This is a genomic window from Anaerolinea thermophila, assembly GCF_020723905.1.
Classification (GTDB): Bacteria; Chloroflexota; Anaerolineae; order Anaerolineales; family Anaerolineaceae; genus Anaerolinea; species Anaerolinea thermophila_A.
In genome coordinates this window covers 89153-115457 of the sequence record NZ_DYHZ01000007.1, presented here as the reverse complement: position 1 = coordinate 115457, position 26305 = coordinate 89153, and the positions used below count along the sequence as shown (strand labels likewise).

The 26305-nt window shown below is 53.7% G+C and carries 26 protein-coding genes, 1 other RNA gene and 2 pseudogenes; 14 read left to right on the top strand and 15 right to left on the bottom strand.

The genetic code is table 11. The features are described 5' to 3' along the window. Positions 1-7 precede the first annotated feature (7 nt). Entirely contained in the window at positions 8-277 is a 270-nt protein-coding gene (locus tag LHF31_RS11610; protein WP_298006282.1) for a hypothetical protein, read from the top strand. A gap of 127 nt (positions 278-404) precedes the next feature. Beyond that, on the top strand, positions 405-1568 hold the full coding sequence (locus LHF31_RS11605; protein ID WP_298006280.1) for a DUF362 domain-containing protein: 1164 nt from the start codon (positions 405-407) through the stop codon (positions 1566-1568). A gap of 81 nt (positions 1569-1649) precedes the next feature. Here the strand turns inward: LHF31_RS11605 and LHF31_RS11600 are convergent, their stop codons facing one another. After that, positions 1650-2924, bottom strand: coding sequence for a DUF3048 domain-containing protein (locus LHF31_RS11600; RefSeq protein WP_298006277.1), 1275 nt, complete (start codon positions 2922-2924; stop codon positions 1650-1652). Positions 2925-3030: 106 nt separating this feature from the next. On the opposite strand from LHF31_RS11600, the gene LHF31_RS11595 reads away from it, so the two are divergent. From LHF31_RS11595 to LHF31_RS11570, 6 genes are all read left to right on the top strand, one after another. Next, positions 3031-3822, top strand: a complete 792-nt coding sequence (locus LHF31_RS11595) for a DUF2085 domain-containing protein (protein WP_298006275.1) — start codon at positions 3031-3033, stop codon at positions 3820-3822. Positions 3823-3937: 115 nt separating this feature from the next. Further along, complete coding sequence (locus LHF31_RS11590; protein ID WP_298006272.1) at positions 3938-4864, top strand: 1-acyl-sn-glycerol-3-phosphate acyltransferase; 927 nt, start codon at positions 3938-3940, stop codon at positions 4862-4864. Between the two features lie 133 nt (positions 4865-4997). Then, positions 4998-5753 (top strand): PHP domain-containing protein, encoded by a 756-nt coding sequence (locus LHF31_RS11585; protein WP_298006269.1) that lies wholly within the window; start codon positions 4998-5000, stop codon positions 5751-5753. A gap of 26 nt (positions 5754-5779) precedes the next feature. Further along, the gene (locus tag LHF31_RS11580; protein WP_298006265.1) at positions 5780-6808 is read left to right on the top strand and encodes a hypothetical protein; all 1029 of its coding nucleotides are present in this window, start codon (positions 5780-5782) and stop codon (positions 6806-6808) included. 86 nt (positions 6809-6894) lie between these two features. Continuing rightward, positions 6895-7461, top strand: coding sequence for a DUF4126 domain-containing protein (locus LHF31_RS11575; protein WP_298006262.1), 567 nt, complete (start codon positions 6895-6897; stop codon positions 7459-7461). 20 nt (positions 7462-7481) lie between these two features. Beyond that, the gene (locus LHF31_RS11570; RefSeq protein WP_298006259.1) at positions 7482-7862 is read left to right on the top strand and encodes a hypothetical protein; all 381 of its coding nucleotides are present in this window, start codon (positions 7482-7484) and stop codon (positions 7860-7862) included. Between the two features lie 42 nt (positions 7863-7904). On the opposite strand, the gene LHF31_RS11565 is transcribed toward LHF31_RS11570, so the two are convergent. Further along, entirely contained in the window at positions 7905-8378 is a 474-nt protein-coding gene (locus LHF31_RS11565; RefSeq protein WP_298006256.1) for a DUF402 domain-containing protein, read from the bottom strand. Beyond that, complete coding sequence (locus LHF31_RS11560) at positions 8375-9433, bottom strand: ABC transporter ATP-binding protein (protein WP_298006253.1); 1059 nt, start codon at positions 9431-9433, stop codon at positions 8375-8377. The genes LHF31_RS11565 and LHF31_RS11560 overlap by 4 nt, the downstream gene beginning before the upstream one ends. A 338-nt stretch (positions 9434-9771) precedes the next feature. On the opposite strand from LHF31_RS11560, the gene serS reads away from it, so the two are divergent. Continuing rightward, positions 9772-11046, top strand: a complete 1275-nt coding sequence (gene serS, locus LHF31_RS11555) for a serine--tRNA ligase (RefSeq protein WP_303774243.1) — start codon at positions 9772-9774, stop codon at positions 11044-11046. Positions 11047-11050: 4 nt separating this feature from the next. Next, on the top strand, positions 11051-11554 hold the full coding sequence (locus LHF31_RS11550) for a DUF456 domain-containing protein (RefSeq protein WP_298004534.1): 504 nt from the start codon (positions 11051-11053) through the stop codon (positions 11552-11554). A 25-nt stretch (positions 11555-11579) separates the two neighbouring features. On the opposite strand, the gene LHF31_RS11545 is transcribed toward LHF31_RS11550, so the two are convergent. Genes LHF31_RS11545 through LHF31_RS11535 form a run of 3 tightly spaced genes read right to left on the bottom strand, consistent with a single transcriptional unit; the run spans position 11580 to position 16251 of the window. Then, complete coding sequence (locus LHF31_RS11545) at positions 11580-12191, bottom strand: PHP domain-containing protein (RefSeq protein ID WP_298004537.1); 612 nt, start codon at positions 12189-12191, stop codon at positions 11580-11582. Between the two features lie 9 nt (positions 12192-12200). Next, the gene (locus LHF31_RS11540) at positions 12201-13916 is read right to left on the bottom strand and encodes an adenylate/guanylate cyclase domain-containing protein (RefSeq protein WP_298004540.1); all 1716 of its coding nucleotides are present in this window, start codon (positions 13914-13916) and stop codon (positions 12201-12203) included. 16 nt (positions 13917-13932) lie between these two features. Beyond that, the gene (locus tag LHF31_RS11535; protein ID WP_298004544.1) at positions 13933-16251 is read right to left on the bottom strand and encodes a transglutaminase domain-containing protein; all 2319 of its coding nucleotides are present in this window, start codon (positions 16249-16251) and stop codon (positions 13933-13935) included. A gap of 69 nt (positions 16252-16320) precedes the next feature. Between LHF31_RS11535 and LHF31_RS11530 the strand changes: the two genes are divergently transcribed. From LHF31_RS11530 to ssrS, 3 genes are all read left to right on the top strand, one after another. After that, on the top strand, positions 16321-17292 hold the full coding sequence (locus LHF31_RS11530) for a phosphatase PAP2 family protein (RefSeq protein WP_298004547.1): 972 nt from the start codon (positions 16321-16323) through the stop codon (positions 17290-17292). Between the two features lie 19 nt (positions 17293-17311). Beyond that, a complete protein-coding gene (locus LHF31_RS11525; protein ID WP_298004550.1) occupies positions 17312-17533 on the top strand; it encodes a YtxH domain-containing protein in 222 nt (73 codons plus the stop codon). Between the two features lie 55 nt (positions 17534-17588). Next, a non-coding RNA gene (ssrS, locus tag LHF31_RS11520) (6S RNA) lies at positions 17589-17764 on the top strand. 22 nt (positions 17765-17786) lie between these two features. On the opposite strand, the pseudogene hisIE reads toward ssrS, so the two are convergent. The 9 genes and pseudogenes from hisIE to hisG form a co-directional block, all read right to left on the bottom strand. Then, positions 17787-18385: pseudogene (gene hisIE / locus LHF31_RS14690) on the bottom strand (bifunctional phosphoribosyl-AMP cyclohydrolase/phosphoribosyl-ATP diphosphatase HisIE). Then, positions 18382-19161, bottom strand: a complete 780-nt coding sequence (hisF, locus tag LHF31_RS11505; RefSeq protein WP_298004560.1) for an imidazole glycerol phosphate synthase subunit HisF — start codon at positions 19159-19161, stop codon at positions 18382-18384. The pseudogene hisIE and the gene hisF overlap by 4 nt, the downstream one beginning before the upstream one ends. Next, entirely contained in the window at positions 19155-19904 is a 750-nt protein-coding gene (gene hisA, locus LHF31_RS11500) for a 1-(5-phosphoribosyl)-5-[(5-phosphoribosylamino)methylideneamino]imidazole-4-carboxamide isomerase (RefSeq protein ID WP_298004564.1), read from the bottom strand. Before hisA ends, hisF begins: the two co-directional genes overlap by 7 nt. Beyond that, on the bottom strand, positions 19901-20509 hold the full coding sequence (gene hisH, locus LHF31_RS11495; protein WP_298004566.1) for an imidazole glycerol phosphate synthase subunit HisH: 609 nt from the start codon (positions 20507-20509) through the stop codon (positions 19901-19903). Before hisH ends, hisA begins: the two co-directional genes overlap by 4 nt. Before the next feature lie 14 nt (positions 20510-20523). Continuing rightward, positions 20524-21147, bottom strand: coding sequence for an imidazoleglycerol-phosphate dehydratase HisB (gene hisB, locus LHF31_RS14685; protein ID WP_363324756.1), 624 nt, complete (start codon positions 21145-21147; stop codon positions 20524-20526). A gap of 48 nt (positions 21148-21195) precedes the next feature. Beyond that, positions 21196-21666: pseudogene (locus LHF31_RS14680) on the bottom strand (DJ-1/PfpI family protein); the annotation flags it as partial. Between the two features lie 12 nt (positions 21667-21678). Next, entirely contained in the window at positions 21679-22779 is a 1101-nt protein-coding gene (gene hisC / locus LHF31_RS11485) for a histidinol-phosphate transaminase (protein ID WP_298004571.1), read from the bottom strand. Further along, positions 22773-24095 (bottom strand): histidinol dehydrogenase, encoded by a 1323-nt coding sequence (hisD, locus tag LHF31_RS11480; protein ID WP_298004574.1) that lies wholly within the window; start codon positions 24093-24095, stop codon positions 22773-22775. Before hisD ends, hisC begins: the two co-directional genes overlap by 7 nt. Positions 24096-24106: 11 nt before the next feature. Further along, complete coding sequence (gene hisG / locus LHF31_RS11475; RefSeq protein WP_298004576.1) at positions 24107-25123, bottom strand: ATP phosphoribosyltransferase; 1017 nt, start codon at positions 25121-25123, stop codon at positions 24107-24109. A gap of 269 nt (positions 25124-25392) precedes the next feature. Here hisG and LHF31_RS11470 point away from each other — a divergent pair, with 269 nt between their 5' ends. Next, positions 25393-26268, top strand: coding sequence for a C39 family peptidase (locus LHF31_RS11470; protein WP_298004579.1), 876 nt, complete (start codon positions 25393-25395; stop codon positions 26266-26268). Positions 26269-26305 lie beyond the last annotated feature (37 nt).

Sequence of the window (26305 nt, the reverse complement as noted above, 5' to 3'; positions counted from 1 at the left end):
GGCAAACATGAAAGACCGAACTATTCTGTGGATCCTGTCAGGCTTTCTCGTGGTGTTATTTATCTTCTTCCTGCTCCTGGCAACACCCATTCTTCCTGAAAATACCCGCCAGAGCCTGTTTGTTCTATTTCAGGACTTCCAGAAGCGCATCATCGATACAACCAGCCTGATGGGAGAGACCATTGCAGATGGTGTGGCACGATTTGGACAAGCCGTGCTGGCAATTACCGAAGCGACATTGAATTCCATTCAGTTCAAAGGTGACCCCGTGCGTTAAATTTTACCTGCCGAAAACGCTTTCATTTTTTGAGAAGTCCTGTATAATAAAACCATTCCCTGTTATCGGTAACAGTATTTCTTCAATATTTTTCCCTACATCCTACTCTGCTTAAAAGGAGTGAAAGATGGCAAGCAAAGTATTCTGGGGTTCACCCCGCCAGGCAAAACTGGAAGCCCGTGAAACGTTACCGGCAAAACTGGACCTGATTATTGATGAACTGCATCTGCGAGATCGGGTCAAAAAAGAACTGGTGGTCATCAAGATGCACACCGGTAATAACATCGGGTATTCCACTGTTCATCCGGTCTTTATTCGAAAAGTGGTTCAAGCCGTGAAGGATGGCGGCGGTGAACCCATCGTTGCCGATGTAGAATGGGATGTGCATGCCTCTCACAGTCGGGGTTATACATCCGAAACGCTGGGATGCCCGATTTATCCGGTATCCGGACCGGCGGATAAGTACTACTACGTCCACCACCGACCTTATAAAAGCATTGAAGAATGGCGTCTGGGCGGCTTGATTCAGGACGCCACCTTCCTTATCAATTTTGCCCACGCCAAAGGACATCCCTCCTGCGGGTACGGTGGCGCGTTCAAAAACCTGGCGCTGGGATGTATGTCCGGGAAAACACGGTCTGCCATGCATGATGTGATGCACTATGACCAGTACTGGTTCCCCGAAGCCTGCCCCGATGAAGCCACCCGCAAAGCCATCATTGAGTCATGCCCGTTTGGCGCTATTGTCCAGGACCGTGACAACCCGGATGGGTTACACCTGCACTTCGAAGGCTGCAATCAGTGCGGGCGCTGTCTGAATGTTGCCCCTCCCGGCAGTTTGAAGATTGATCCGGTCAACTTCCACAGTTTCCAGGAAGCCTGCGCTATCAGCACCAGCATTACTCTCTCGACCTTTGAACCCGGGAAAGTTGTGCATTTCGTCCTTGCCACCCACATGACGCCGGTATGCGATTGTTTCGGCTTTACCAGCATGCCCATTCTGCCGGATGCGGGCATTTTTGGCTCGGACGATATCGTCGCCATTGATCAGGCAGTGCTGGATATGACCGCCAAAACACCCCTCATCGAGGAAAACGTGCCCACCTCCATGGAAGTCCATACCCGCGAGGGACATCCTCTGCGCTGGCTCCACGGTCCCCACAAAGACCCTTACAAAGTGGTGGAATACGGCGAAAAACTGGGGTTGGGTTCCCGCGAGTACGAGTTAATTGATGTACTCCCGGTTCAACAGTTCCAGCGCACTGCGGTCACATACATCCCGGCAAAGTAACCCCCCCTCTTGTTCCATCTCTCGAAAAAAACATCCCCCTGTAAAGCGCTCACAGGGGGATGTTCTTGTGTCTTCAGAATTTTATGGAGCAATGGCAAAGGTGAAACGGTACCCGTTGTCGCTTTTCTCCACTTTGGAAGAGGCGCCAATCACTTCAAACCAGGTCTGCCCCGGTTTGAAAGGGAAGAGATTGCCCTGCTCATCCAGTAAGGTCAAAGGGGCATCCTGCCTGGGACGACTCCACTGGGCTTTGTAGATTTTTCCGTCTCTGGCAACATACGCCGCCCCTGTGCCACCGGAATAAATCTGCCCGTCACAACCCCGGTAGGAACCGGCGGAGGCATCCATTTTCATATCCAGAACTTCAATTTCAGTCGACTTGAAGAAGTATTCATGGGGAACACACAGGGTCACTACGGTATCGGCGGCAACAGGCTGATTGGTCAGCGCATCGGTCAGTTGCACATACTGGGGGTTATTCCGATTGACATCATCTTTGGCGTCCACAATGCGCAGGTATCGCCCGGTAGCGGGATCATAGTCCCAGCGGTTGTAAATAGCGCCAGAATACCGCACATAGACCTGCTCACCCGCCTCACCACCTGCAGGGGCTTGCAGATTGAAGTACATCCCATCCAGAGGCTGACGGGAGTTATCCACATTGCGGGACTTCAGGTAAGCCCCCAGTTCACGGGTATTTGCCATTAAGAAATTGCGTCCCTCTGGCTCAAAACGGCACAACGCCGGACAGGATTGGGGATTTTCCAGCACCATGCGGGAGGCAAAATCGGAACTGGCAAAACGGTTGAAAACCGCCGAGTAGGCGCTCCCAAAGATGAAAACCGCCCGGTACATCTGAACAACATGAACATCAAAAAAGCGTCCCGAGCGAATGGGACCCACCTTTTCAGCATCCTGCCCGTAGAAAACTGCCGCAAAACGGGTTGTCCCCTGTTCGGTGTAGTACTCAAACACCAGATCCGCAAGGCTCAACCCGTATTGGGGGCGGTGCTCGCGGGGTAAATTTTCCACCTTAATCACAATCGGACGCCGGTTTAACAGGTTTGGATCTGCCACTCGCAACCCGGTCAACGGATTAACGTCGGCAGGGAAACCACCGGGACCGTACCCCTCAGGGGGGTAATTCGGAATCAGGGTTGCTGTTGCAACGGGTTCAGGAGTACTGCTGGGAGCAAGCGTGGCGGTAGGCGGTTGAGGAGAAGGCGTAAAAGTTGCCACTGGTTCCCGCGTCGGTGTGGAAGAAACCGGTGCAGGAGTTGCCTGTCCACAGGCGGTCAATAACACCCAGACAATACCCAGTAAAACAATGCGGTTAAGATTCTTTTTCCAATCCATAGGAAAACCTCAGAGATAAACTGGGCTTTATCATACCCCTTAAACCAAAATCCTGCCAATAAAGAGTCTTGCTGGTTAAGAAAGAGCCTCTGATATAATCCATCCCATGCCCATATCCCTGCGCTGGAAAATTGCGCTGATTGCCGCCACCGCCGCCCTTTTGCTGACCTGGCTGGTGAAAACGCCGCCCGGTTTGCTGGGAAAAATGGATGCCATTGGCTACGCCGTATGCCACCGCGCTCCGGCTCGTTCCTTCTGGCTGGACGACCGCCCTGCTCCGGTCTGCGCGCGCTGTTCGGGGACATTTCTTGGAAGCGGTTTGAGCCTGATGTTCATCCTTCTCAAAGGGAGACGGGCTCTGTTCCCTCCCCGCTGGATGATGATCCTGTTTGCCCTGTTTGGTTTATTCTTTATTGTGGATGGCGCCAATTCCTTTTTCAGCGTGCTTCCCGTCCTGCCCACTCTCTACCCGCCCAACAATCTGATACGTCTGTTCAGCGGCACTCTGCTGGGAATGGGTATTGGGACCGTGCTGGGGGCGGTTTTTCATCAAACCGTGTGGGAAAAAAGCCTTCCGCAACCCGCTCTGGCTGACATCCGGGAATGGGCAACGCTGACAGGATTGGCGCTCCTCATCGATCTCTCCATCATAAGCGAAATCCCGTTATTGCTATACCCCCTCTCGGTATTGAGCGGTTTGAGTGTACTGGGTTTGCTCAGTATGGCATATACATTACTGTGGATTTTGCTCGCACAAAATGAAAACCGCTTCAGCCAGTGGAAAGAACTGTGGGTATTCCTGTTACTGGGATTCCTGACCGCTCTTCTTCAAATTACCCTGGTAGATGCCGGACGGTTCTGGCTTACAGGTACCTGGGAAGGATTTCCGCTTCCATAGAACTGTGATTAAGGATTAACACCTCTTAACCTGTCACTTACCTGTTGTTTTCCATAACGATTACCTGGATGGTTATACTGAGAAACAGCAGGACCCGTTGTGACAGGTTAAGGATATGAATACAGAACAAACTGTCCCTTTCTACCCTCAAAACATAGAACCATCTCTTGAACGTCTCTTACTGGAAGATATCACTTCCTCAATCTCCTCTGCAAATTCAAAATGGCTTACTGCGGTGCTCACCCGTTTGCTTACTCCATCCGTTCGGGAAATTTCCTCCCTTGCCCGGGCATTCGATAGCGAAATTCAGCGGGTTGGGTTACACGAGGCAACAAAACGTTTCCTTCCCCGATTAACGCGCCCCCCGGTTTTTAAAGGCGAAGATCAAATTCCCCTGCAAGGTCCACTTCTCCTCATAGCCAACCACCCGGGGACATTTGATGCTTTACTCGTTCTTTCCAAAATTCCAAGAGACGATATCAAAATTGTGGCAAGTGACCGCCCGTTTTTCCGGGCATTATCCGCCTTTTCAACGTATTTGATCTTTTCCAGCCGTGTGGACCGTCTGGCAAAAGCCAACGTTGTTCGCCAGGCCATCCAACATTTGCAATCCAGAGGGGTGTTGTTCCTGCTTGCCGCAGGACGTTTGGAGCCAGATCCTGCCCGTGAACCCGAAAAAGCCTTACAAACCATCCAGGAATGGTCACCCAGCATTGAAGTCATTCTCTCCAGAGCACCCGCCACTCAAGTCCAGGTGGCTGTGTTGAGCAATCTGATCACCCCAGAAGCCCTGGCTCACCCTTTGATAAAGTTCCAGAAAGATCCCTACAAAGCCCGAATTGCGGCAGAAGTTGTGCAAATCTGGACTCAAATGGAGTTTAAACGAATCCCCTCCCTGACACCCAGGGTGGCCTTTAGCCCTGTATTTTCCCTGAAAGAGTTGCAATTGCTTCACGAGGAATCCCCTTTGAAAGCCGTCCAAAGCATTGCCCGAAATCTTATCCGCCTGGAGTGCAATCTGCTTCCTCCTCAAACCCATTAACCATTCACTGGTAAGAATGTTTCGCTGATCTTAATCAAATGCATACCAATCTTTATCCTGGCATTAAAAACCGGTTAACCAAAACCGGGTACATTCATAGAAGAATGAAATCCTTAAAATCAGGATAAAAAGTATGGGATTAGCAGATTTGCATATTCACACCATTTACAGTTACGATGGCACCTGTTCTGTGCCGGCAGTCCTCAAACATGTAAAGACGAAAACAAACCTGAATGTCATTGCTATCACCGACCACGATGCCATCCGTGGTGCGTTAGAGGCTTTAGAACTTGCCCCCAAATATCAACTGGAAGTGATTCCGGGATGTGAAGTCTCTTCACGAGACGGGCATGTACTGGCGCTTTTCATTCAGAAACCCATCCCGCCCCACCTCTCCTTGAAAGAAACCGTTCTTCGGGTAGGGGAGCAGGGTGGAATCTGCATTGCCGCACATCCTACTGCGCCGGGAACTTCAAGCCTGGACTTCAAGGACATCTGGAATGCACTTCAGGATCCTGACGTGCGTCGCATTCTGGTAGGTGTCGAGTCGTTCAATGGAGGTCTGGTTTATACCCGACAAAACCCTGTGGTAGAAAAACAATCTCAGAGCCTGCCTCTGGCTCAGGTAGGTAACAGTGATGCCCATATTTTAAGAATGATTGGTCAAGGCGCAACTCTTTTTTCAGGAAACACAGCCCAGGAATTACGGTACGCCCTTGAAGCCAAAACCACCAGCGTTTACAAAGGAAACGGATTAAACGGAATTAACGTCATGCGGGATTATCTTCCCCATTTCTTTTTGAGAAAATTTGGCTGGGTCACGCACAATCACCACCCACAGGATCCTTTACGGCTTGAACGATTATCCCGTGTCATGAGCAATCAATAACATCTCTACACCGCGCAGGGAGAACTATGAAACCCAATGTCCTTTTGATCGGTGGTTCTCTCAACCAGACAACCATCATGCACCAGATTGGGAAGCACCTATCCGATTGCAATGTGTATTACACGCCATTTTATGCGGATGGTTTTCTGGGATTGCTCAGCAAATTGGGACTGGTTCATTTCACCATTTTGGGGGGACGTCATCGCCGGGATACGGAGCATTACCTCAAATCCCAAAAACTCCCCGTAGATTTTGGGGGGAAATCCCGGAATTACGATCTTGTCATCACGGGAACGGACCTGATCATCCAGCGCAATCTCCGCGGAAAACGCATCCTTCTTGTACAGGAAGGGATGATTGAACCAGAGGGATGGCGTTACCACCTGATGCGGACGCTGAAGTTGCCTCGCTTTATTGCCAACACTGCCGCTACAGGGCTCTCAAATGCCTACCATCGGTTTTGTGTCGCCTCTAACGGGTATCGCGAAGTATTTATTCGGAAAGGGGTAAACCCTGCCAAAATCATTGTGACGGGTATCCCAAATTTCGACAACGCCATTTCTTATACCCACAATGATTTTCCCTGGCATGGTTACATTCTGGTTGCCACATCTGCCACTCGCGAAACAATGCGATACCATAACCGGTTGAAGTTTTTACTGAAAGTCAAAGAACACGCCCAGGGAAAACCTGTCTTATTTAAGTTGCATCCCAACGAAAATGTGGCAAATGCAGTACGTGAGATCCGTCTGTTTTTTCCAGATGCCCCCATTTACACCGATGGAAATATCCACCACATGATTGCCAACTGCAATATGTTAATCGCTCAAAATACCTCTGCCATTTTTACCGCAGTTGCCCTGGGAAAGCCGGTGATTTGCGATATGGATCTGGATACCCTCAAGAAACTTCTCCCGTTGCAAAATGGAGGAAAATCAGCAGAGCGGATCTCGGAAGTTGCCCGCCAGTTACTTGCCACACCCCTTCATGAACTGGAAAAACAGAGCATCAAACCTTACCTCTCCCCCCAGTGGAAAATCCCTCCCTTCTTTTAGTTCTCGTGCTTCTTCACCATTCATCCATCCAGAAAACAAAAGGGTATAATCTCTTTATATCTGTTTTCTGAATAAGAGGGTGGAAGATGGAAATTTTTTCGGCTTTCGGGCTTTCTGCCAGCGCGGGGTTGAACGCATATATCCCCTTACTCATGGTTGCCCTGCTGGCAAAATTTACCCCGTGGCTTCGCCTGAATGAGCCATGGGATGCCCTCACTTCCTGGTGGGTCATTGGACTGCTGGTAGTGCTGTCCATCATCGAATTTTTCGCCGATAAAATTCCTGCCGTAAACCATGTGAATGACATCCTTCAAACCTTCATTCGACCTGCCGCTGGCGCTATCGTCTTTGCCGCCTCCACCAGCGTGATTAAAGAAATACATCCCATTTTGGCGATTAGTGCCGGAATACTGGTTGCTGGTGGAGTCCATGCTGCGAAATCGCTGGTGTTTCGCCCGGCAGTCACAGCGGTGAGTGGTGGAACAGCGAACGTACCCGTCAGCATCGCCGAAGATATTATCTCCACCATCCTTTCTATCCTTTCAGTGGTCGTGCCGGTACTGATTGCATGTATACTTATATTGATCACAACCACCATCCTCTGGATGTGGCTTCGGAAAATCCGCACGGCTTCATCTGCACCCAAGACCTAGACCATTAAAGGAGTCCCCCTATGAGTGACGAACCCAAACCGCTTGATGCCCTGACACCGGAAGAACCCCCGGCTCAACCAGAATCCGGAGAATCCGAAACCCCGGAACTGTTCACCCCACCGCCGCTCGATGCCAGTTCGGAGCCTTACACGCCCTCCGTCCAGGAAGAACCTGCACCCGTCGAGACGCCTTTTGCCCCGCCGGAACCTGCAGCGGCGCCGGCAGGTACCTCAGTGCCGCCTGCGCAACCCAAAAAAGGGCTGGCGTGGTGGGTCATTGTGCTGATTGTGCTGGTAGTGTTATGCTGTTGCTGCGTTGCCACCGGCTTGATTGGCTGGGGACTTTACCGGATGTTAGAGGAAAGCGGAGCCATCTCTGCCCTCTTGCTCCCGGTGCTTTAATCCCCCTTTATTGAGACTGTGTACAGGGTAGAGATGTTTCCTCTACCCTGTTTTTTCGATACGAAACCCTTGAAGCGGATTCACCAGCCGTTTGAGTTCCTCCAGCGCTTTCAGGGCTTGCTCTTTGACCTCCCCGGGCAGGTTCAGCGTTTCAAATTCATCCTCATCCAGCACCTGTTGTGTGCCGTCCGGGTACACCAGTAAATCCAGCGCCAGATCGACATAGCGAATTTCCCCATCCACCATTTCCGGCGGATACGAAACATTACAGTACCATCCCTTTATAGCCTGGCTTGAGCCTGCATGAACCTGGAAAATGTTGTACCAGCGCTGCCGGTAATACAATTCAACAAACCGGTCTCCAGGGTTCAAATAGATATCTTTTATCCGCCATAACGGGCGGTCAAAAGTGGCTTCCACCAGGACCGTCTCTTCCGTTTCTTCCAGGACGATAGCAGGGTAACGCCATTTTTCCTCACCGGACGGTTCCAGTTTTCGAATGATGACACGCTTCATTGACTTCCATCCTCTCGATATATCCGAATTGCCTGTCGGGAAAGTTTCACCCCCACCGTCTCGCCAACACGCACCCCATGAGAGACGTGAAAAAGCAGCCGCCGGTTGTGCCGGGTAATCAGTTCCACCCGAAAACTGTCCCCCCGGAAGGTCACATCTTCCACCAGAGCGAGGAACAACGCTTGTGGGTTTTGAGGCTCAACCAGTTCGACCCCCACCATTTGAAGGAGCACAACCACCGGTTCTCCCTCTCTCAATGGACGTCCATCTGCGGGAACCCCGCCCATCTGCCCTTCCGGTGTTTCAACTACCAGAGGATCCACCTGAATCACCCTTCCCGGCAACACATTTGCCTGTCCCAGGAAACGCGCCGCCCACAGAGAAACCGGGTGACTGTACACCTCCTGAGGGGTACCCACCTGCTCAATTTTACCCTCGTGAAGCAAAATCAGCCGGTCTGCCAGAGCAAAGGCTTCTTCCTGATCGTGGGTAACGTAAATGGCAGGGATACGGGTGGTATGAAGTAGATGACGCAAGTCTTCCAGCAACTCCTCGCGCAAGGTGCGATCCAGAGCCCCTAAAGGCTCATCCAGCATCAGCAGGCGCGGACGCGGCGCCAGCGCGCGCGCCAATGCCACCCGTTGTTGTTCTCCACCCGAGAGATCGGTTACCCGCCTGTTTGCAAACGCACTCATGTTGACCAGACTCAGGGCTTCTTCAACGCGTTGCCGGACTTCTTCACGCGGCAACCCCGCCATGCGCAATCCAAAAGCCACATTCTCAAAGACATTCAGGTGGGGAAAGAGGGCATAGTCCTGAAACATCAACCCAAAACCACGGCGATGCGCCGGAACATGCCGGAGATCTTCACCGTTCCAGAAGATTTGTCCTCCTTCGGCTTCTTCCAGACCGGCAATGATGCGCAACAGGGTGCTTTTTCCACTACCGGAAGGTCCCAGCAACGCCAGGGTTTCTCCCTCTGAAAGGGAAAAACTCACCCCATGAAGGAGGGGTTTGCCTTCATATTGCTTGGTGATTTCCCGTACTTCAAGCATGAAAGCAATTATAAAACAGCCCTTGCAGTCGTGATATAATCAGGTAGAAAGATCCGCCCGGAGACAGCGTGTCTGCCCCACCTTGCAGAGAGCCGCGGATGGTGCGAAGCGGCAGGATGGGAAACACTCTCCACCCCGGCAGTCGCTGAACTTTCAGCGACAGATCGTCTTCGCAGGAGCCCGAAGGGCTGTAAGAAGACCGGCGCATCCCGTTATCGGCACAAAGAGGCTGTGACTTTTCTCACAGCAAAAGCAGGTGGCACCACGAGCGCCCCCCTCGTCCTGCAACGCGATGGGGGCGTTTGATTTACAACCATCCTTTTTAAGCGGAGGTGCTGATGTTAGATATCAACCTGTTTCGGGAAACCCCGGAAGTAGTCCGTGAGGCTTTGCGCCATCGTCAAATGGACCCGGACATCGTGGACCGTGTGATTGAACTGGACCAGCAACGCCGTGCCACGCTGACACGGGTAGAAGCGCTGAAAGCCGAACGCAACAGTGTATCCAAAGAAATTGGCAAAACCAAAGACCCTGCCGAACGGCAGGCAAAAATCGAAGCCATGCGCCGGGTTGGCGATGAAATCACTGCCCTGGACGAATCGGTGCGTAAGATTGAAGAAGAACTGGAAAGCACCCTGGCGCAGATTCCCAATCTCCCCCTGCCAGAGATTCCCATCGGGGAAAGCGAACATCAAAATCAGGTCATTAAGACCGTGGGAACCCCTAAATCTTTTGACTTCACCCCCCTGCCCCACTGGGAATTGGGACCGAAACTGGGAATCCTGGACTTCGAGCGCGGGGTAAAAATTACTGGCTCGCGTTTCTACGTGCTGAGCGGCGCAGGCGCGCGCCTGCAACGCGCTCTGATTGCCTGGATGCTCGATCTGCACATCCGGCAGGGATACCGCGAAGCCTACCTGCCCTTCATGGTCAAAGGCGATACCCTGTACGCCTCCGGACAACTCCCCAAGTTCCGCGACAACCTTTACCACGACATCGAGGAAGACCTGTGGATGGTGCCCACCGCTGAAGTTCCGCTGACGGGCTTGCACATGGGTGAAGTGCTGGAAGAAAAACAACTGCCTCTGCGCTACACCGCTTACACCCCCTGCTTCCGCCGGGAGAAGATGAGCGCCGGACGCGATGTGCGTGGCATTAAACGCGGGCATCAGTTCGACAAGGTGGAAATGTACATTTACAGCAAGCCGGAAGACTCCATGAACGAATTGCAAAAGATGCTGGCAGATGCCGAACAAACCTGCGCCGAACTGGGGCTGGCTTATCGCGTGGTGCAATTATGCACCGGCGATCTGGGCTTTGGCGCGGCAATCACCTACGATTTAGAGGTTTGGGCGCCCGGTTGCGGCGAGTGGCTGGAAGTTTCTTCGGTGTCAAACGATACAGATTTCCAGGCGCGCCGCGCGGGCATTAAGTACCGCCCGGAAGATGGCGGAAAACCGCGCCTTTTGCACACGTTGAACGGTTCGGGGCTGGGCTTACCGCGCACGCTGATTGCGGTAATGGAAAACTATCAGCAAGCCGACGGCTCTATCGTTGTTCCCGAAGTGCTCCGTCCATGGATGGGCGGGGTGGACATTATCCGCCCGGAATAATCCTATGGAATTCAACGAACTGTTAAGGTACTCTTTCTACGCCATCATCCTCTCGGTGATGCTCTTCGGATTGATGGGACTGATTATTCCCATCCTGCCCGGTCTGGTTATCATCTGGGTTGCTGCGCTGGTGTTTGGCATCGTTGAGGGCTTCTCATCAGCCGGATGGGTTTTCTTTGCAGTCATGACTGTGCTGATGCTGGTGGGGAGCGTCATTGATAACTTCATCATGGGCGCCAGCGCCCGACAGAAAGGCGCTCCCTGGACGACTATCCTGGTGGCACTGGTTTTAGGCATTGTGGGCAGTATTGTGTTTCCCCCCTTCGGCGGAGTGATTGCTGCCCTGCTGGGGTTATTCGGATTGGAGTACTACCGACAACGGGACTGGCGGAAAGCCCTGGACACTACCACGGGAATGGCGTTGGGATGCGGCAGCGCCGTGTTGATTCGCGCCGGTATCGGCGTGGTGATGATCATTCTGTGGCTGATCTGGGCGTTGCGATTCTAACCTCAACGGAGATGAGGCATCCCCCTCATCTCCGTTGCTTTTCTGCACAGGGGGTCAGGGCTTTTAATGCCCGTAAACTTTCCAGCAGAGATGATTCGCTGTCCGGTCTGCCGGGAAGGTCATTGTAGAACTGTCCAATCATCCGGACATGGTGAGAGTCAGAATTTTGAAACAGCCCCAGACCATACTGGCAAGCCAGCCGGATAATTTCCTCTTCCCGTTCAGCAGGTGTATTGTGCGAACGAAACTCCACCCCGTCGGGGGGATAGGTCGCCAGATCCACGTGAATGAGCGGCTCCCAGCGGAAGGGATGGGCTAAAATCATCACACCCTGACGTTCCCGTACAAAATTCCACAAATCCGGGTAAGTCCATAAACGGCGTTCAATTTTTGGATCTTGAATGCCAAAGACAAGCCAGTCTTCTTTATCTGCGGTAATTTCAATCCCGCTGTATACCCGAAAGGGAGCAAAGCGCTCATTCAGGGCAATTAACTCATCGGGGGGAACCAGCCGAAAATGATCGGTAAATGCCAGGGCATCCAGCCCCATTTCAATTGCGGCGCGAATTTGACTGTCTGCATCGCTGACCGCACAAGAGGAACGTTCGCTACAATGAACATGTAAATCTATTTTCAATCCACACCCTCACGACTTTAATTTTAACACTTCTACTACCACTACCGGTTGACGCTTCCCATACGCCTGGATGGGGAAAACCCCACCCACCTCGACAGAATCGGCAATCCGCTGGTACACACTGCGGCTGATAAGCACCTGCCCCGCACTGGCGTTTTCCTGAATACGCCTGGCAGTGTTCACACAATCACCAATGGCAGTGTAGTCCATGCGTTTTTCGGTACCGATCAACCCCAGAACGGCTTCGCCTGTATGAATTCCCACACCAAAAGAGAGTTTTGCCGCCACAGGCATTTCTCGATTCAACCGTTCCACGGCTTCCTTCAGACGAAGCCCCGCCCGAACCGCCCGTAAGGCATGATCGGGTTGAGGCACAGGGGCATTGAACCATGCCATGACAGCATCGCCGAGGAATTTATCCACCGTGCCCCCTTCGGCAAGAATGATCTCCGCTGCCAGCCCCAGATAACGGTTAAGCACCTGCACCAGTTCTTCCGGCGAGACCATTTCGCCATAACTGGTAAATCCGCGAATATCGGCAAAAAGGGTAGTGATTTCTCGCTTCTGCCCGCCGGGCTTGATTTCTTCAGTGTCAATCTGTTCAATCACCGCTGGAGAAACCATGCGTTCAAACAGCCTCTGCTGGGCTTCAAGGCGGCGCTGTTCGGTCAGGTCTTCCACTACAATGGCAACACCCTGTAAAACTTTCTGTTCATTGCGTAAAGGGGAGAGATTAAACCGCAATGCCACCCGTCCTTTGCCCTTCAATTCGGGGAAAATCTCTAAACCCATCACGGTGTGTCCAAACCGTAACACTTGATGAACATGTTCATCCAGCGCGGGCAAGATGGTGGTGAGGTTTGCCCCTTCGAGAGCAGATATGGGCTGGTGAAGAATTTCTGCGGCAGCGCGGTTGCACAGCAAAATGCGTTTATCCGGGTCGGTGGTAATCACTCCACTGGGAATGGACGCCAGGACATTGTCCATCAGGGTTTTCAACTGGGTAACCTGATCCAGGGTCTGGCGAACCGAGGCAAACAGACGGGCATTCTCGATGGCAACCGCCGCCTGATGGGCAAATCCCGTGAGCAATTCAAGATGACGGCGGGTAAACACCCCACTGCGCACGCGGTTATCGGCATAGATAACTCCCACCAGTTCCTGTTTGACCCACAAAGGCACGCACAGGATAGCCCGTAGATTATGAGAAATAACGCTATCCTGGGTGTGAAAGCGGGGATCTTCCTGCGCATCCGTGGTCAGGATGGGTTGTCCTTCCCGGATCACCCGATTGATAATCGTGCGGCTGACAGCAAACTCAGATTTGGAGAGGGTTTCCCGATCCCAGTTTCGCCCGATGAGCACTTCCAGTTCGCCGGAGTGTGCGTTGCGCATCATCAAAAAGCCCCGCTCCGCACCGGTCAGGCGGATGATGGTGTCCATCACCACCTGCAAGACCTGATCCAGTTCGAGCGAGGAATTAACTACCTGTCCCACCTGCGCCAGAGCGCGCAGGTTACGCCACTCCCCTTCCAGCGCGTTGACCTGTTTGCGTAATTCAGGGAGTTCTTTCGCCATCTCCCCCACCGCCTGATAGACACGGTCGGGGATAAAAGCGGGGCGGTGTACGGAAATGTAGGAATGAACTTCATTAAACAGCGCGATAAGCGCGGCTAACTGCGCATCCAGCGATACCAGTGTGGATGTTGTCAGAGAACTAATCAAGGAAGACCTCTCCGCTTCACTGAATTCCCATCAGCCGCGCAATCCAGCGTTGATACCCGCGTAACCGCAATGTTGCGGCGGCTTGACGAGCCCGAGATATATTATATCTCCGCTGACTATACATGGCGAACTGATATTCCTCCAGCAACACCTGAGCCTGTTCAGCCAGTTCTGGTAAAACATTTTTCAGGCGCGCCACCTGCTCGGCAGGGGTCATTTCGACTTTCGGGGGGATTCCCCATACGCTCAACATTTCGGGGACAACGGCAAAAAGCCGTTCCATGGGCGTGCGTACAACACGCTCTGACCAGCGTTTCAGCCATGCAGGGGGGTGGAAACCGCGTTTTTCCAGCACCCGTTCCAGCCAAACCGGGAAGGGGGTTTCTTTCAAAATGGTGGTTTGCCAGCGGCGCAGACCCAGTGCCAGCGCGGTTGCCGCCGCCACTCCCAGAAGAACGCTCAACCAGCGCCCTGCTACCTCTGCAGGGGTAGGCGGTTCTTCGAGAAGAGTCGGAGGCTCAACCTCACCCACCGGACCTGCTCCGCTGGGGATAACCGGCGTGGGCGGGATGATAGCACCTCCCGGCGAAGGTTCACCTTCCCCCAGAGAAAAGCGCAACTCGGGTTGTGATGCCGTAGGCTCGAAAGGCACCCATCCTACGCCGGGGAAATACACCTCGGGCCAGGCATGATAATCCTTGCCAATCACCGAGAAGACTTCTTCATCGCGCAGATACGTACCCTCGGCATAACCCACCACCATCCTTGCTGGCACTCCCACAGCGCGCAGCATCAATACCTCAGCAGTGGCATAGTAATTACAAAATCCCGCCCGATAATCAAACAAAAACCACTCCATGGGATCTGCATTTTCGGGAATCGGCGGGATGACGGTTTGATAGTTAATGCTGGTGCGCAACCAGCGGGTAATGGCATCTGCTTTTTCAAAGGGAGTATTCGCGTCCGCAGTAATCTGCATCGCCAGACGCTGAATGCGCGGCGAAAAATCGGGAGGTAATTGCAAAAAGCGTTCTTTTACCCAATCGGGGTAAGGAAGATCCGCTGAGGCTTGTAACTGGATCTGAGTAGGAACCGGCACTGAGACCCGCAGAGAGTAAGACTCACCTGCCCCCAGAGGTGGATCCAGAATCAAGGCGGTGATATCGGGCCCATCTGTGCCATCCGGGCCCACCATTGCCGTGACCACCCGGTTGATAGACACGGGGGCACCCGGAAAATACAGCGTACGCAAAAGAGAAATGCGATTAGTGATGTCAACCCCGATTTCAGTACGCCCTTCCCAGTTATATTCAGCCAGCGCATACCCTGCCCCGAAACCCTGAGGGGAAACATCGGTTGCCACCCACTGTCCATCCAGATAGGAATCATAGATGCGCCCCGCCCAGTAAAAACGCCCTCCTGCCAGCCTGCCGCGTTCGGTTTTGATGCGCAGGACTTCATCATCGCTCAATTCAGAACCCTGCCCCAGCGCCAGCGTTTCTCCCAGACTTTCGACATACACCGGTGCCGGGCTGTTAAGCGAAAATACCGCGTTGGAAATGCGCTCGCGGAATCGGCTGAAGCGCTGGGAGAGTTCGCGCTGTTCTCTGGTTCCGGGGATGAAAGAGTTTACCACTGCAGGACTGTACCAGCCCATTAAAACCAGCAACAACGCCACCAGCGCCGCCCCCCGGCTGATATCAAAACCCACTTCGCTTTCCACCATTTCACCGCGCCGTTTCCATTCGGAATGGGCATTCACATAAAAGACCCGTCCAATGAGGATCAGCGCTACCAGAAAGTACAGAAAACTGAACGCGGAACCGGTATCGGGTGCGGCATACATTTCGAAGGAATAATCCACGATCAGCACCATGATCCCTGCCAGGCTCAATCCCACCCAGGGACGTCCATACCGGGCAAGTTGATACCCCCCAATGATTCCCGCCAGCCAGAAAATCAAACACATCAATCCCAGAAAAAAGAAAGGATCGCGCACCGGCTGGTTTTGAACAATCGATACGATGGCGCTCTGCAGGCGGCTTCCCATGATTAACACCCGGTCCAGCCAGGTTTCCGCACGTAAAAGCCCCGCCAGCGTCCATGGAAGAATTGTTATGGTATAGATAAACCCCATCAGGGTGCTCCAACGCGGATGAAAACGGCTTGCCCCCAGGGCTAAACCGATCGTCACAGAAAGGAAGACTTCAACCTGAATTAATCCCAGATTCACCGTCCAGTTGGTGGTTTGCACCCGCACAGCCGCAAAGAAAAGCGCCAGCCAGAACAGCACGCCTGCCGGAAAATCCCACATCCGTTCTTTCGTCTCACGCATATTCTCAGTGTACAATACGTTAAACGGTTCCGTCAACGACTTAGACAATCTCTGCTGAGGAAACATCCCATGTTAGAAAACCTTCAAATCCCCATTAATCTGTTCTTTCAGTCGCTGGGTATATGGCTTGCCCCGATCATGCAGTTTTTCTCTTTCCTGGGGACAGAAGAATTTTTTCTCATCGTTATGCCGGCGCTGTACTGGAGCGTTGACCCCAGACTGGGCATGCGACTGGGCTGGATGCTGGTACTGACCAACTGGGTGAACGGGATGGCAAAACTGGCATTCCATGCGCCGCGTCCGTACTGGGTCAGCACCGAGGTGAAAGCGCTTTCCAGCGAGACCTCCTTCGGGATGCCCTCAGGGCACGCCCAGAACGCCGCGGCTCTGTGGGGGCTGGCATCCACACAGGTCATCTGGCGCTGGTTTCGGTGGTTGAGTCTCGCAATCATCGTATTAATCGGGCTTTCACGCATCTATCTGGGAATGCATTTTGCCGGGGATGTGCTGGCTGGCTGGGCAATTGGGGCTGTTCTCGTCTGGCTGTTTGTTCGACTGGAACCCGCGATTCTCCGCTGGGCAGGCCGCCAATCCCTGCGCAATCTTGGCATGGTGATTTTTCTTGCTTCCCTTGTGGTGATTGCCGGAATCACCCTGAGCAACGTCCTGTTAGGAGACTGGACGCTCCCTGCCGAATGGGTGAAGACGGCACAACAACAAACTCCCGACACTCCCATTGATCCACGCAATATCGAAGGTGGATTCACGCTGGGAGGAATCCTGTTTGGGTTTGGAACGGGCTCGGCATGGCTCATTCGCCGGGGAAGGATACCTGCCGGAGGCACCTGGGAACAACGCCTTCTGCGATACCTGCTGGGACTGGCAGGCTTAATCATTCTGTGGTACGGGCTGGGTAAAATTTTCCCCGATGATGCCAGCGCCATCAGTTATATACTGCGGTATATCCGTTATGCTTTGATTGGCAGTTGGGTTTCCGTATTCGCACCTGTTCTCTTTCGCAAACTGAATTTGGTAAAATAATAATGAGGAGGTGGTACATATGTCCCGAGCAGTTAACCTTGTTTTAGGATTTTTAACCGGCGCGGTTTTAGGCGCTGCGCTGGGTTTGCTGTTAGCCCCGGCTTCTGGGCGACAACTTCGCGAAGAAGCCCGTGAATACGTAGAAGAGGTCAAGCGCGAAGTCGAAGAAGCGGCACAGAAACGCCGCGAGGAACTGGAATTGCAATTAGCGCGTTTACGGGGAGAAATTCGCTCAGAGTAACTTGACGCTCTTAATTTTTACCTACCCAAACCCGTTAAATTGTGGTATCTTTACATCAGCCCTGCTGTGCTCGTGATGCCGCAAAACCGGTTTTGAGCCAACACCTATAAAAAGGGAGCCAATCTCACGGGCGCGATGCGATAGGCTTAGGCCAAGGCAAAGCCACCGGGGCGGCTCCCACCTGCGAAAGCAGGTTCAAAACTTCGCAGCACACGGCACGGTGGGGTCTTTTATTGCCCGATGCGGTACTCCATCAACGGGGAGTCCGATGACGTTTCTCCAGTTCATTGGCTATCTGTTGAGGGGTAAGTCCCCGGCTTGCCAGTAAAACAAGGGTATGGTAAGTCAGGTCGGCAATCTCTTCAATTAACCGCTGATCTCCCTGGGCTTTTCCTGCCAGAATCACCTCGACGGCTTCTTCCCCAATTTTTTTGAGGATTTCATCTTCCCCCTGCGCCAGTAACTTTGCTGTATAGGATTGCGGCACAGGGTGATCGCGGCGCTCACAAATAATCCTGTACAGTTCCTGTATGTTCATTCTCCCTCCAGATTTTGAAAAAAGCACGAAACCGCCCCGGTATGACATGCCGGTCCCGATGGGATGACCTGAACCAGTAGCGCATCGCCATCGCAATCCAGCATAATTTTTACCACTCGCTGAGTGTTCCCGGAAGTTTCCCCTTTGTGCCATAATTGCTGGCGACTGCGCGACCAGAACACCGTCTCACCCAGTTCAAGGGTCTTCTGCAACGATTCGCGGTTCATGTACGCCAGGGTTAACACCTGACCGGTGCGGGCATCCTGCACAACAGCAGGGATAAGCCCACGTTCATCGAAACGAATTTCCTTCATCCCTGGACCCTCCGCACGGGAATACCCTGTTCCCACAGGGCTTGTTTTAATTCAGGAATGCGCAAAAACCCATCATGGAAGAGCGAAGCCGCCAGCGCAGCATCCGCTTTGCCTTCGGTCAATACCCGGGCAAAATGCTCTATGGCTCCTGCCCCACCAGAGGCAATGACCGGCACGGAGACTGCTTCAGCCACCTGGCGGGTGAGTAAAAGGTCGAACCCCTGACGTGTGCCATCGGCATCCATGCTGGTCAGGAGAATTTCCCCTGCGCCGCGTTCCACCCCTTCTACAACCCATTCCAGAACATCTCTGCCAGTGGGCACGCGCCCTCCCTGAATCACCACCTCCCAGCGGGGGGGCTCCGCGAGTGGAGTGACCCGCCGGGCATCCACCGCCAGAACAATGCATTGACTGCCAAAGCGGTCGGCGCATTCGCTGATCAAATCCGGGTTGCGCACTGCCGCAGAGTTGATGGTCACTTTATCGGCGCCTGCCAGCAGGATGCGGCGGACATCTTCCACCGTGCGGATACCTCCCCCCACGGTAAAAGGCAAAAAAACAACATCGGCAACACGGCGCACCATGTCCAGCACGGTTTCCCGCCCTTCCTGCGTGGCAGAAATATCCAGAAACGCCAGTTCATCGGCGCCTGCCTGATCATAGATCTGTGCCTGCTCCACCGGATCTCCGGCATCCCGCAGGTTAACAAAGTTCACCCCCTTGACAATACGTCCGTTGGCAATATCCATACACGGGATGATGCGTCGGGCTAACATCTTTCCTCCTGCAATACCTCTTCCAGCAGAATTGCCCCTTCGTAAAGCGCGCGCCCGAGAATTACCCCAGCCAGTCCCCGCTCACGAGCCTGGCGCACATCCTCAAGACTGCGCGCTCCCCCTGAGGCAATCACCTGAAAACCAAACCTGTCAGCCAGAGCGCTCGCCTGCTCCAGCGCCAGTCCGGTTTGCATACCATCCCGGGAAATATCGGTGAACACCACCCAGCGAACCCCACAGGATTGAATGAGACGGGCAGCATCTTCAACTGAAATTCCCCCGCTTTCCTGCCATCCGCGTACATACACCATTCCGCCGCGCGCGTCCAGGCTGACGGCAATGCGTTCGGCTCCCCATTCCCGGATGGCTTGTTCCAGCAAATCAGGGCGTTCCATTGCCATCGTTCCAACCACAACCCGCCGAACGCCACGGACGAGCAACTCTCGGATGGACTGGAGCGAACGCATGCCCCCGCCTGTCTGCAAACTGGCAGAAAATTCCGGTGTGATTTCCAGCATCTGTTCGATGGCACGCAGATTCTGGCGCGCCGAGCGCTCCTCACCAAATGCTCCATCCAGATTGACCACGTGAAGCCAGCGCGCGCCCTGGCTGAGGAAACGATACGCCATTTCTGCAGGATCATGGCTGAACACGGTTTGGCGCGCCGGATCGCCTTCTTGCAACCGCACCACCTGTCCGGCGCGCAAATCAATGGCGGGAAAAATAGTGAAGGATGCGTTCATAGGCTCAAGAAATTCTCCAGAATCTGTTTACCAACGGTCTGGCTCTTTTCAGGATGAAACTGCACTCCCCAAAGAGCATCTCGCTGCACTGCGCTGCAAAAGGTTAAGCCATAATCTGTCCGGGCAATGCAATCTTCCTCTCGCTCCGGCACACAGTAATAAGAATGGTTGAAATACACATACTCGCCTTCAGTCAGGTTTTGAAACAAACCCGAAGGACGGCAAAACCGCAACTGATTCCAGCCGGTGTGAGGAATTTTCAATCCTTCGAGGGAGGGAAAACGCTTCACCTGTCCGGGCAACAAGCCCAGTCCGGCGACCTGTCCGCCCTCCTCACTCCATTGAAAAAGTGCCTGCATCCCTACGCAAATTCCCAGCAGTGGATATCTGCGCTGAACATGTTCATTCAGCACCTCAATCCAGCCGTTTTGACGTAAACCCTCCATGAAGGCTGAAAAGGCTCCCACCCCCGGCAATACTGCTCGCTGACCCTTCCAATCGGCAGGGCTCTGGGTTACCCGAAGGGAGACATTCAGGCGGAGCAGGGCATTGGCAACAGAACGCAAATTGCCCGTTCCCGCGTCAATCAGAATGACTTCGGACATTGTCCCTCCATCCCCTAAACCAGCATCCCCTTACTGGAGGGCACTTTACCCTGACGCCGGGCATCCACCTGGACAGCCTGGGTTAATGCCCGGGCAAAGGCTTTGAAAAGCGCTTCGGCTTTGTGATGATTATCTTTTCCATACTGTACCCGGGCATGCAGGGTACAGCGAGCCATCTGGGCAAAACTCTGGAAGAAATGTTCAATTAATGTCACAGGAATTCCGCCCACCTCCGGGGCAGTCCAGACGGTATCAAAGACACAGAATGGTCTGCCGGAAAAATCCAGCGCCACAAACGCCAGGCTTTCATCCATCGGTGTTGTAAACGATGCCATACGCACGATGCCTTTCCGTTCCCCCAGGGCTTGCTGAAATGCCATGCCCAACGTAAGTGCGACATCTTCTACCGTGTGGTGCGGATCAACCTGCAAGTCACCGCTGGCTTGAAGCGTCAGATCAAACAGACCGTGAACGGCAACCTGCTCCAGCATGTGGTTTAAGAAACCCAACCCGGTTTGGACCTGGCACTTTCCACTGCCATCCAGATTCAGGCGTACCTGTACCTGCGTCTCGCCCGTTTTGCGCTCTACGGTGACTTCACGTGAGGAGAAGACAGCTTCACCCGAGCCGCCCTGAATCAGACGGAGAGGTTGATTCAGGGCAATGGACGAGGCAATGGCTTCCCCGAGCGCCAGCACTGCCTGACGGTCTACGGCGGTGAGGCAACCGGCATCCATGGTGCTGGATTGCACCACGGGAATCGCGCCTGACTGCCGAAGCCGCTCCTCCCACCCGGGAAGCGATGCAACGGTTTTGCCTCTCATTAACCCTGCCGCTGATGCCAGCAAAATTCCTTCCCGGAACGCAACAATGTGCCCGGCATCGGCGGCTGTGCCCAACCAGCGCAGGAAAGCAGGGTTGTCGAGCAACGCCCAGACCCCTTCCCCGCCGGGGACGACCACCCAATCGTAACCGGACAAATCCGGAGCAATTCGGGAAGCAAAGACGTGCAAATCACTGGAGTCGTATACCTCCCCCACCCGGGCACAAATATCCAGCGCTTTCAGAGCCGTGTTTTTGCGGGAAAGAAGCGGCTCTACGAACATGTAAAAATCCAGACTGGAAAAGCCTTCAAAAACTACAATGGCACATTTCATAAGTTCCTCCTGTTATGCCAATCGGCGGAGCGCGTCCATCAACACCTCATGATCCTGTGGACGTCCGACAGAAATACGGATGAAATTCCGCAAGAGAGGGGTATCGTAATAACGGATGAAAATTCCCCCTTGCATCAGGGACTGCTTCAGTCCGCGCGCATCTTTTCCTTCCACCCTGCAAAGGATGAAATTGGCATCTGAAGGCACAGGCTGCAGGAAAGAAACGGCAGATAGTTGCTCAAAGAGGTCCTGACGCTGCTGGCGAATCTTTTCCACATTTTCCGCCAGATAGTCCAGATCCTGCAATGAGGCAAGCGCGGCAGCAGAGGCGGCAACGTTGACGTTATAGGGCTGTTTGGCTTTCCACAGCACTGGCAGGAGCCAGTTTGGAAAAGCGCCATAACCAACCCGCAACCCCGCCAGCCCCGCCCATTTGCTGAAGGTGCGCAGCACAACCAGATTTTCCCGCTCAACCACCTGCCGAATGCGGCTCAAGCGCTCACCCAGCCTGCCGCCCGCGCTGGCAAATTCGATGTAGGCTTCGTCAATCACCACCAGAGCATCGCCTGCCAGCAATGCCTCCACCTCTTCGAAACGGGGGAGTTGCCCATCGGGGTTGTTAGGCGCAGTCAGGAAAATCACCCGCGGGCGATATCGCCTGACTGCGTCGAGCGCCCGTTCAAGGTCGATGGAAAAATCTGCCCGGCGGGGAATTTCCACCACCTGGCCTGCGTTCAGACGGGTATCGAAAGCATACATGCCAAAAGTGGGCGGAAAGGTCAGCACACAATCACCCGGCTCAATCATGACCCGTAAAATCAGGTCAATCAGTTCATCAGCGCCTGCCCCTGCCATGAGATTTTCCGCAGGTACTCCGGTGAAATCCGCCAACGCCTGACGCAGGGAACGGCTTTCAGGGTCCGGGTAAATATGCACAAACGGCAAAGACGCCAGCGCTTCCCGCACCTTTGGCGAGGGTCCATAAGGGTTCTCGTTGGCATCCAGTTTGACAATGCGTTCCATCGGGATGCCCATGCGCGCCGAGAGAACCTCATACGGCTCAATGGGGGTATAAGGGGGAAAATCATTGAAGCGGGAAGAGCCTCTTAACATCGGCACCTCGCAGAGAAAGCATGTGCATCTAACCCTTCCCGCTCGGCAATCACGGATGCTGCCGGGGCAATTTCTTGCGTGGTGGCTTCATCCAGAGCCACAAGGTGAATCAGATGGACAAAATCCCACACATTCAATGGAGAAGCAAAGCGGGCAGTTCTGCCGGTAGGCATGACATGGCTGGGACCTGCTACATAGTCCCCAAGGACTTCGAAACTGTGTTCGCCAACAAAAATGCCACCCGCGGCGTTAATCTTTGGGACAAGCGCCCAGGGATCGCGTACCGACAAACACAGATGCTCAGGGGCAAACTCATTGGCAATGCGCACGGCTTCTTCCAGATCAATGGTCAGAACAGCGCCACTGCGGAACTCCAGTGATTGCTGAATGATAGTTGCGCGCTGGCGTTCCCGCAATTGACGGGTGACGGCTTCCTGAACCTGAGCAATCAGGGATTCTGAGGGGGTCAGCAAAATGGCAGAAGCCAGCGGATCATGTTCCGCCTGAGCCAGCAAGTCTGCCGCCACCCACTCCGGGTTAGCGGAGTCATCGGCAATCACCATTGTCTCCGTGGGTCCCGCCAGTCCATCAATGCCCACCACCCCAAAGACCTGCTTTTTTGCCAGAGTCACAAAGAGGTTGCCGGGGCCGAAAATTTTATCTACCGGAGGGATGCTTTCAGTTCCGTAAGCCAGAGCAGCAATGGCTTGCGCGCCTCCCAGCGCATACACCTCATCCACCCCGCACAGCGCACATGCCGCCAGAATGACAGGATCCACTTTCCCGGTCTGGCGCACAGGGGGAGCCACCACAACAATCTCCGGCACACCGGCAACCTGTGCCGGAATGACAGACATCAGCACGGAAGAGGGAAGCGGCGCACTCCCTGCCGGCACATACACTCCTACCCGGCGAATGGGGCGCACCAGTTGTCCCAGTGTACCTCCAAGGGACTGGGTTAACCAGGAAGTCAGCGGCTGTGCCTGGTGAAACCGGCGAATGCGCTCGGCGGCAAGGCGCAAGGCATTTAACTGCGCATCGCTCAGGGTCTGAAGTGCAGATTGAATATCTTCTTTTGGAACGCGGAATGTGTTCAATGTCACGCCATCCAGTTTTTGCATCCACTCCCGCAGGGCAGTATCCCCGCGCTGGCGCACATCTTTCAAAATGCGGGTCACGGCTTGCTCCGGCGAAAGAGGCTCACCCAATAACCCGGCAGTACGCTCCAGAACTACCGGAGAAACTTCAACCTCATCCAGTGAAGCCCGTTTCAGCAGGGTCTCCCGGGCTTCGGCTACGTTTAATTTTCTCAACATATCTTCCTCCTCTACAATTCTTCCAGCGATTTGAGCATGGCAGTATAACGTGGTGGTTCTTCTTCAAAAATATAGTTGACCGGCACCACCACAACGCCGCTTCCGCCAATTGCGCGGAGTTCGCTGATGGCCTGGAATAAACGCGATCGCGGGACAATCACATTAACCGCATACCAGTTAGGATCTCCTGAACGCACAATGACCCGGGAAATCGTTGGTCCCTGCAAACCGGCAATAGTGGGTTGGGTAAAGATACGCGCGGCAAGTTCCTCGGGCGAGGTGCCCCGCATGTTGGCAAAAATGGCAACTTCATCGCGAGCGCGAAGGTAGGCTTCAATGTATTCCAGCAACTGGCGGGCAATTTGCAGTGCCTGGGGAGAACGTTGCAGTGAGGAACGATTGGCAATCAGGGCTGCCTGAGAAGGCTGAATCACGCCATCGGTTAGCGGACGCAGGCGGTTATCTCGCAGAGTCTGACCGGAAGAGACCAGATCCGAGATCATATCCGCATATCCAATGGCGGGAGCGGTTTCCAGCGTCCCCTCTGCGGAGATGAGCACATGAGAAATACCAGCCTCGCGCAAAAACCGGGCGGTCAGCACCGGATACTTGGTGGCAACCCGAAGAGGACGCCCCAACTGCTCCACATATTGACGTAAATGCGCCACAGTTTCTACTCCGCTCCAGGCTTCCGGCACAGCCAGACAAAGTGCACAGGCGCCAAACCCCAGCGCATCATGGAGCACCATCACATTGCCGTTCTCTCCCCGGCGCTCTTCGATGACATCAATACCGGTAATTCCAAAATCCACACTGCCATCGCGTACACTCACCACAATATCGGCAGGGCGCTGAAACAGGACAGTCAGATCCGGCAAAGCAGGAATGGTGGCTTCATACTGACGGGGATTGGGTTTATATACCCTCAAACCGCACGATTGTAAAAAAGCCAGCGCATCCTCGGCGAGCCTCCCTTTGGAAGGTAAAGAAAGCCTCACTGCATTTTGATTCGATTGCCTCGCATTCATTCATCAACTCCTCAATTTCTTTTTACAAGAATAAAAAAACCCCCGGCGGACCGGGGGTATGCTTTCAGGGGTATAACAGGTAAGCGCTACCGACCTCCGCCCAAAGGTTCGTGGAGGCTGGTATGATGATGCAGCGCAAAACGAATATTCATCATGACAACAATGTTACCCATGAAAGGTGGTTTTGTCAATGAAAAATTTCCTTCTCCTCCGGGATAAATCCTGTACAATGAAAGGGTCAACTCATTCCTCAGAACGCCACGAAGGATATGCCCAAACCAATCCCATTCCGTTGTTTCCTCTCCGTTCTGATATGTCTCTTCCTGACCACCTGCACCGGAATGGAAACGGCTTCCCGCGAACCTTCTCTGGGATTTCCGGCAGGAAATGGTTCCCTGCCTGGTTCAAGCCTGCAGGGCGGAATGGGTGCGGGAGCCTCGTTACTGGGAATGTTTTCTACCCCAACCCTTGCCCCTCGCCCAACACAAACCGCAACGCCTTTTCAGCCCATCCCACCGACTGCCACTCCCATTCCTCCATCTCCTACCCCAACTGCCACAGCCACAGAACCACCCCCGCCAGCGCTACCCGAAGAGCATTTCATCCGCAAAATTTCCGGACATCCTCAATATTTTTCATTGAGTTGTGAAGCGGCGGTCGCTACCGATTGGGCGGCATACTTTGGTGTAACCATCTCGGAGTACAACTTTCAGTTTGAGTTACCCCGATCGGATAATCCAGAAAAAGGCTTCGTAGGCGATGTAAACGCGCCGTGGGGACAGGTTCCCCCTTACGGATATGGTGTCCATGCTCCACCGGTCGCGGCTTTATTAAACCGTTATGGTCTTCCCGCACGCGCGGTGAAAGGCTGGTCCGTAGAGGAAATGAAAGCCGAACTGGCAAACGATCAACCGGTGATTGCCTGGGTGATTGGCAATGTGGTTGGGGGCGTGCCTTATGAGTATACCGACAAAGAAGGCAACACCGTCATCGTGGCGGCATACGAGCATGCGGTTCTGGTCACGGGTTACAGCAAAACACACCTTCGGTATATCAGCAATGGCGCGTTTTACGATGTTCCCATTGAGGTATTCGAAAACTCCTGGAAGGTACTCGGCAACATGGCAATTTATTACCATGACTGAGGCTCGAAAAAGCCTTGACTTTCCCGTTATAATTACG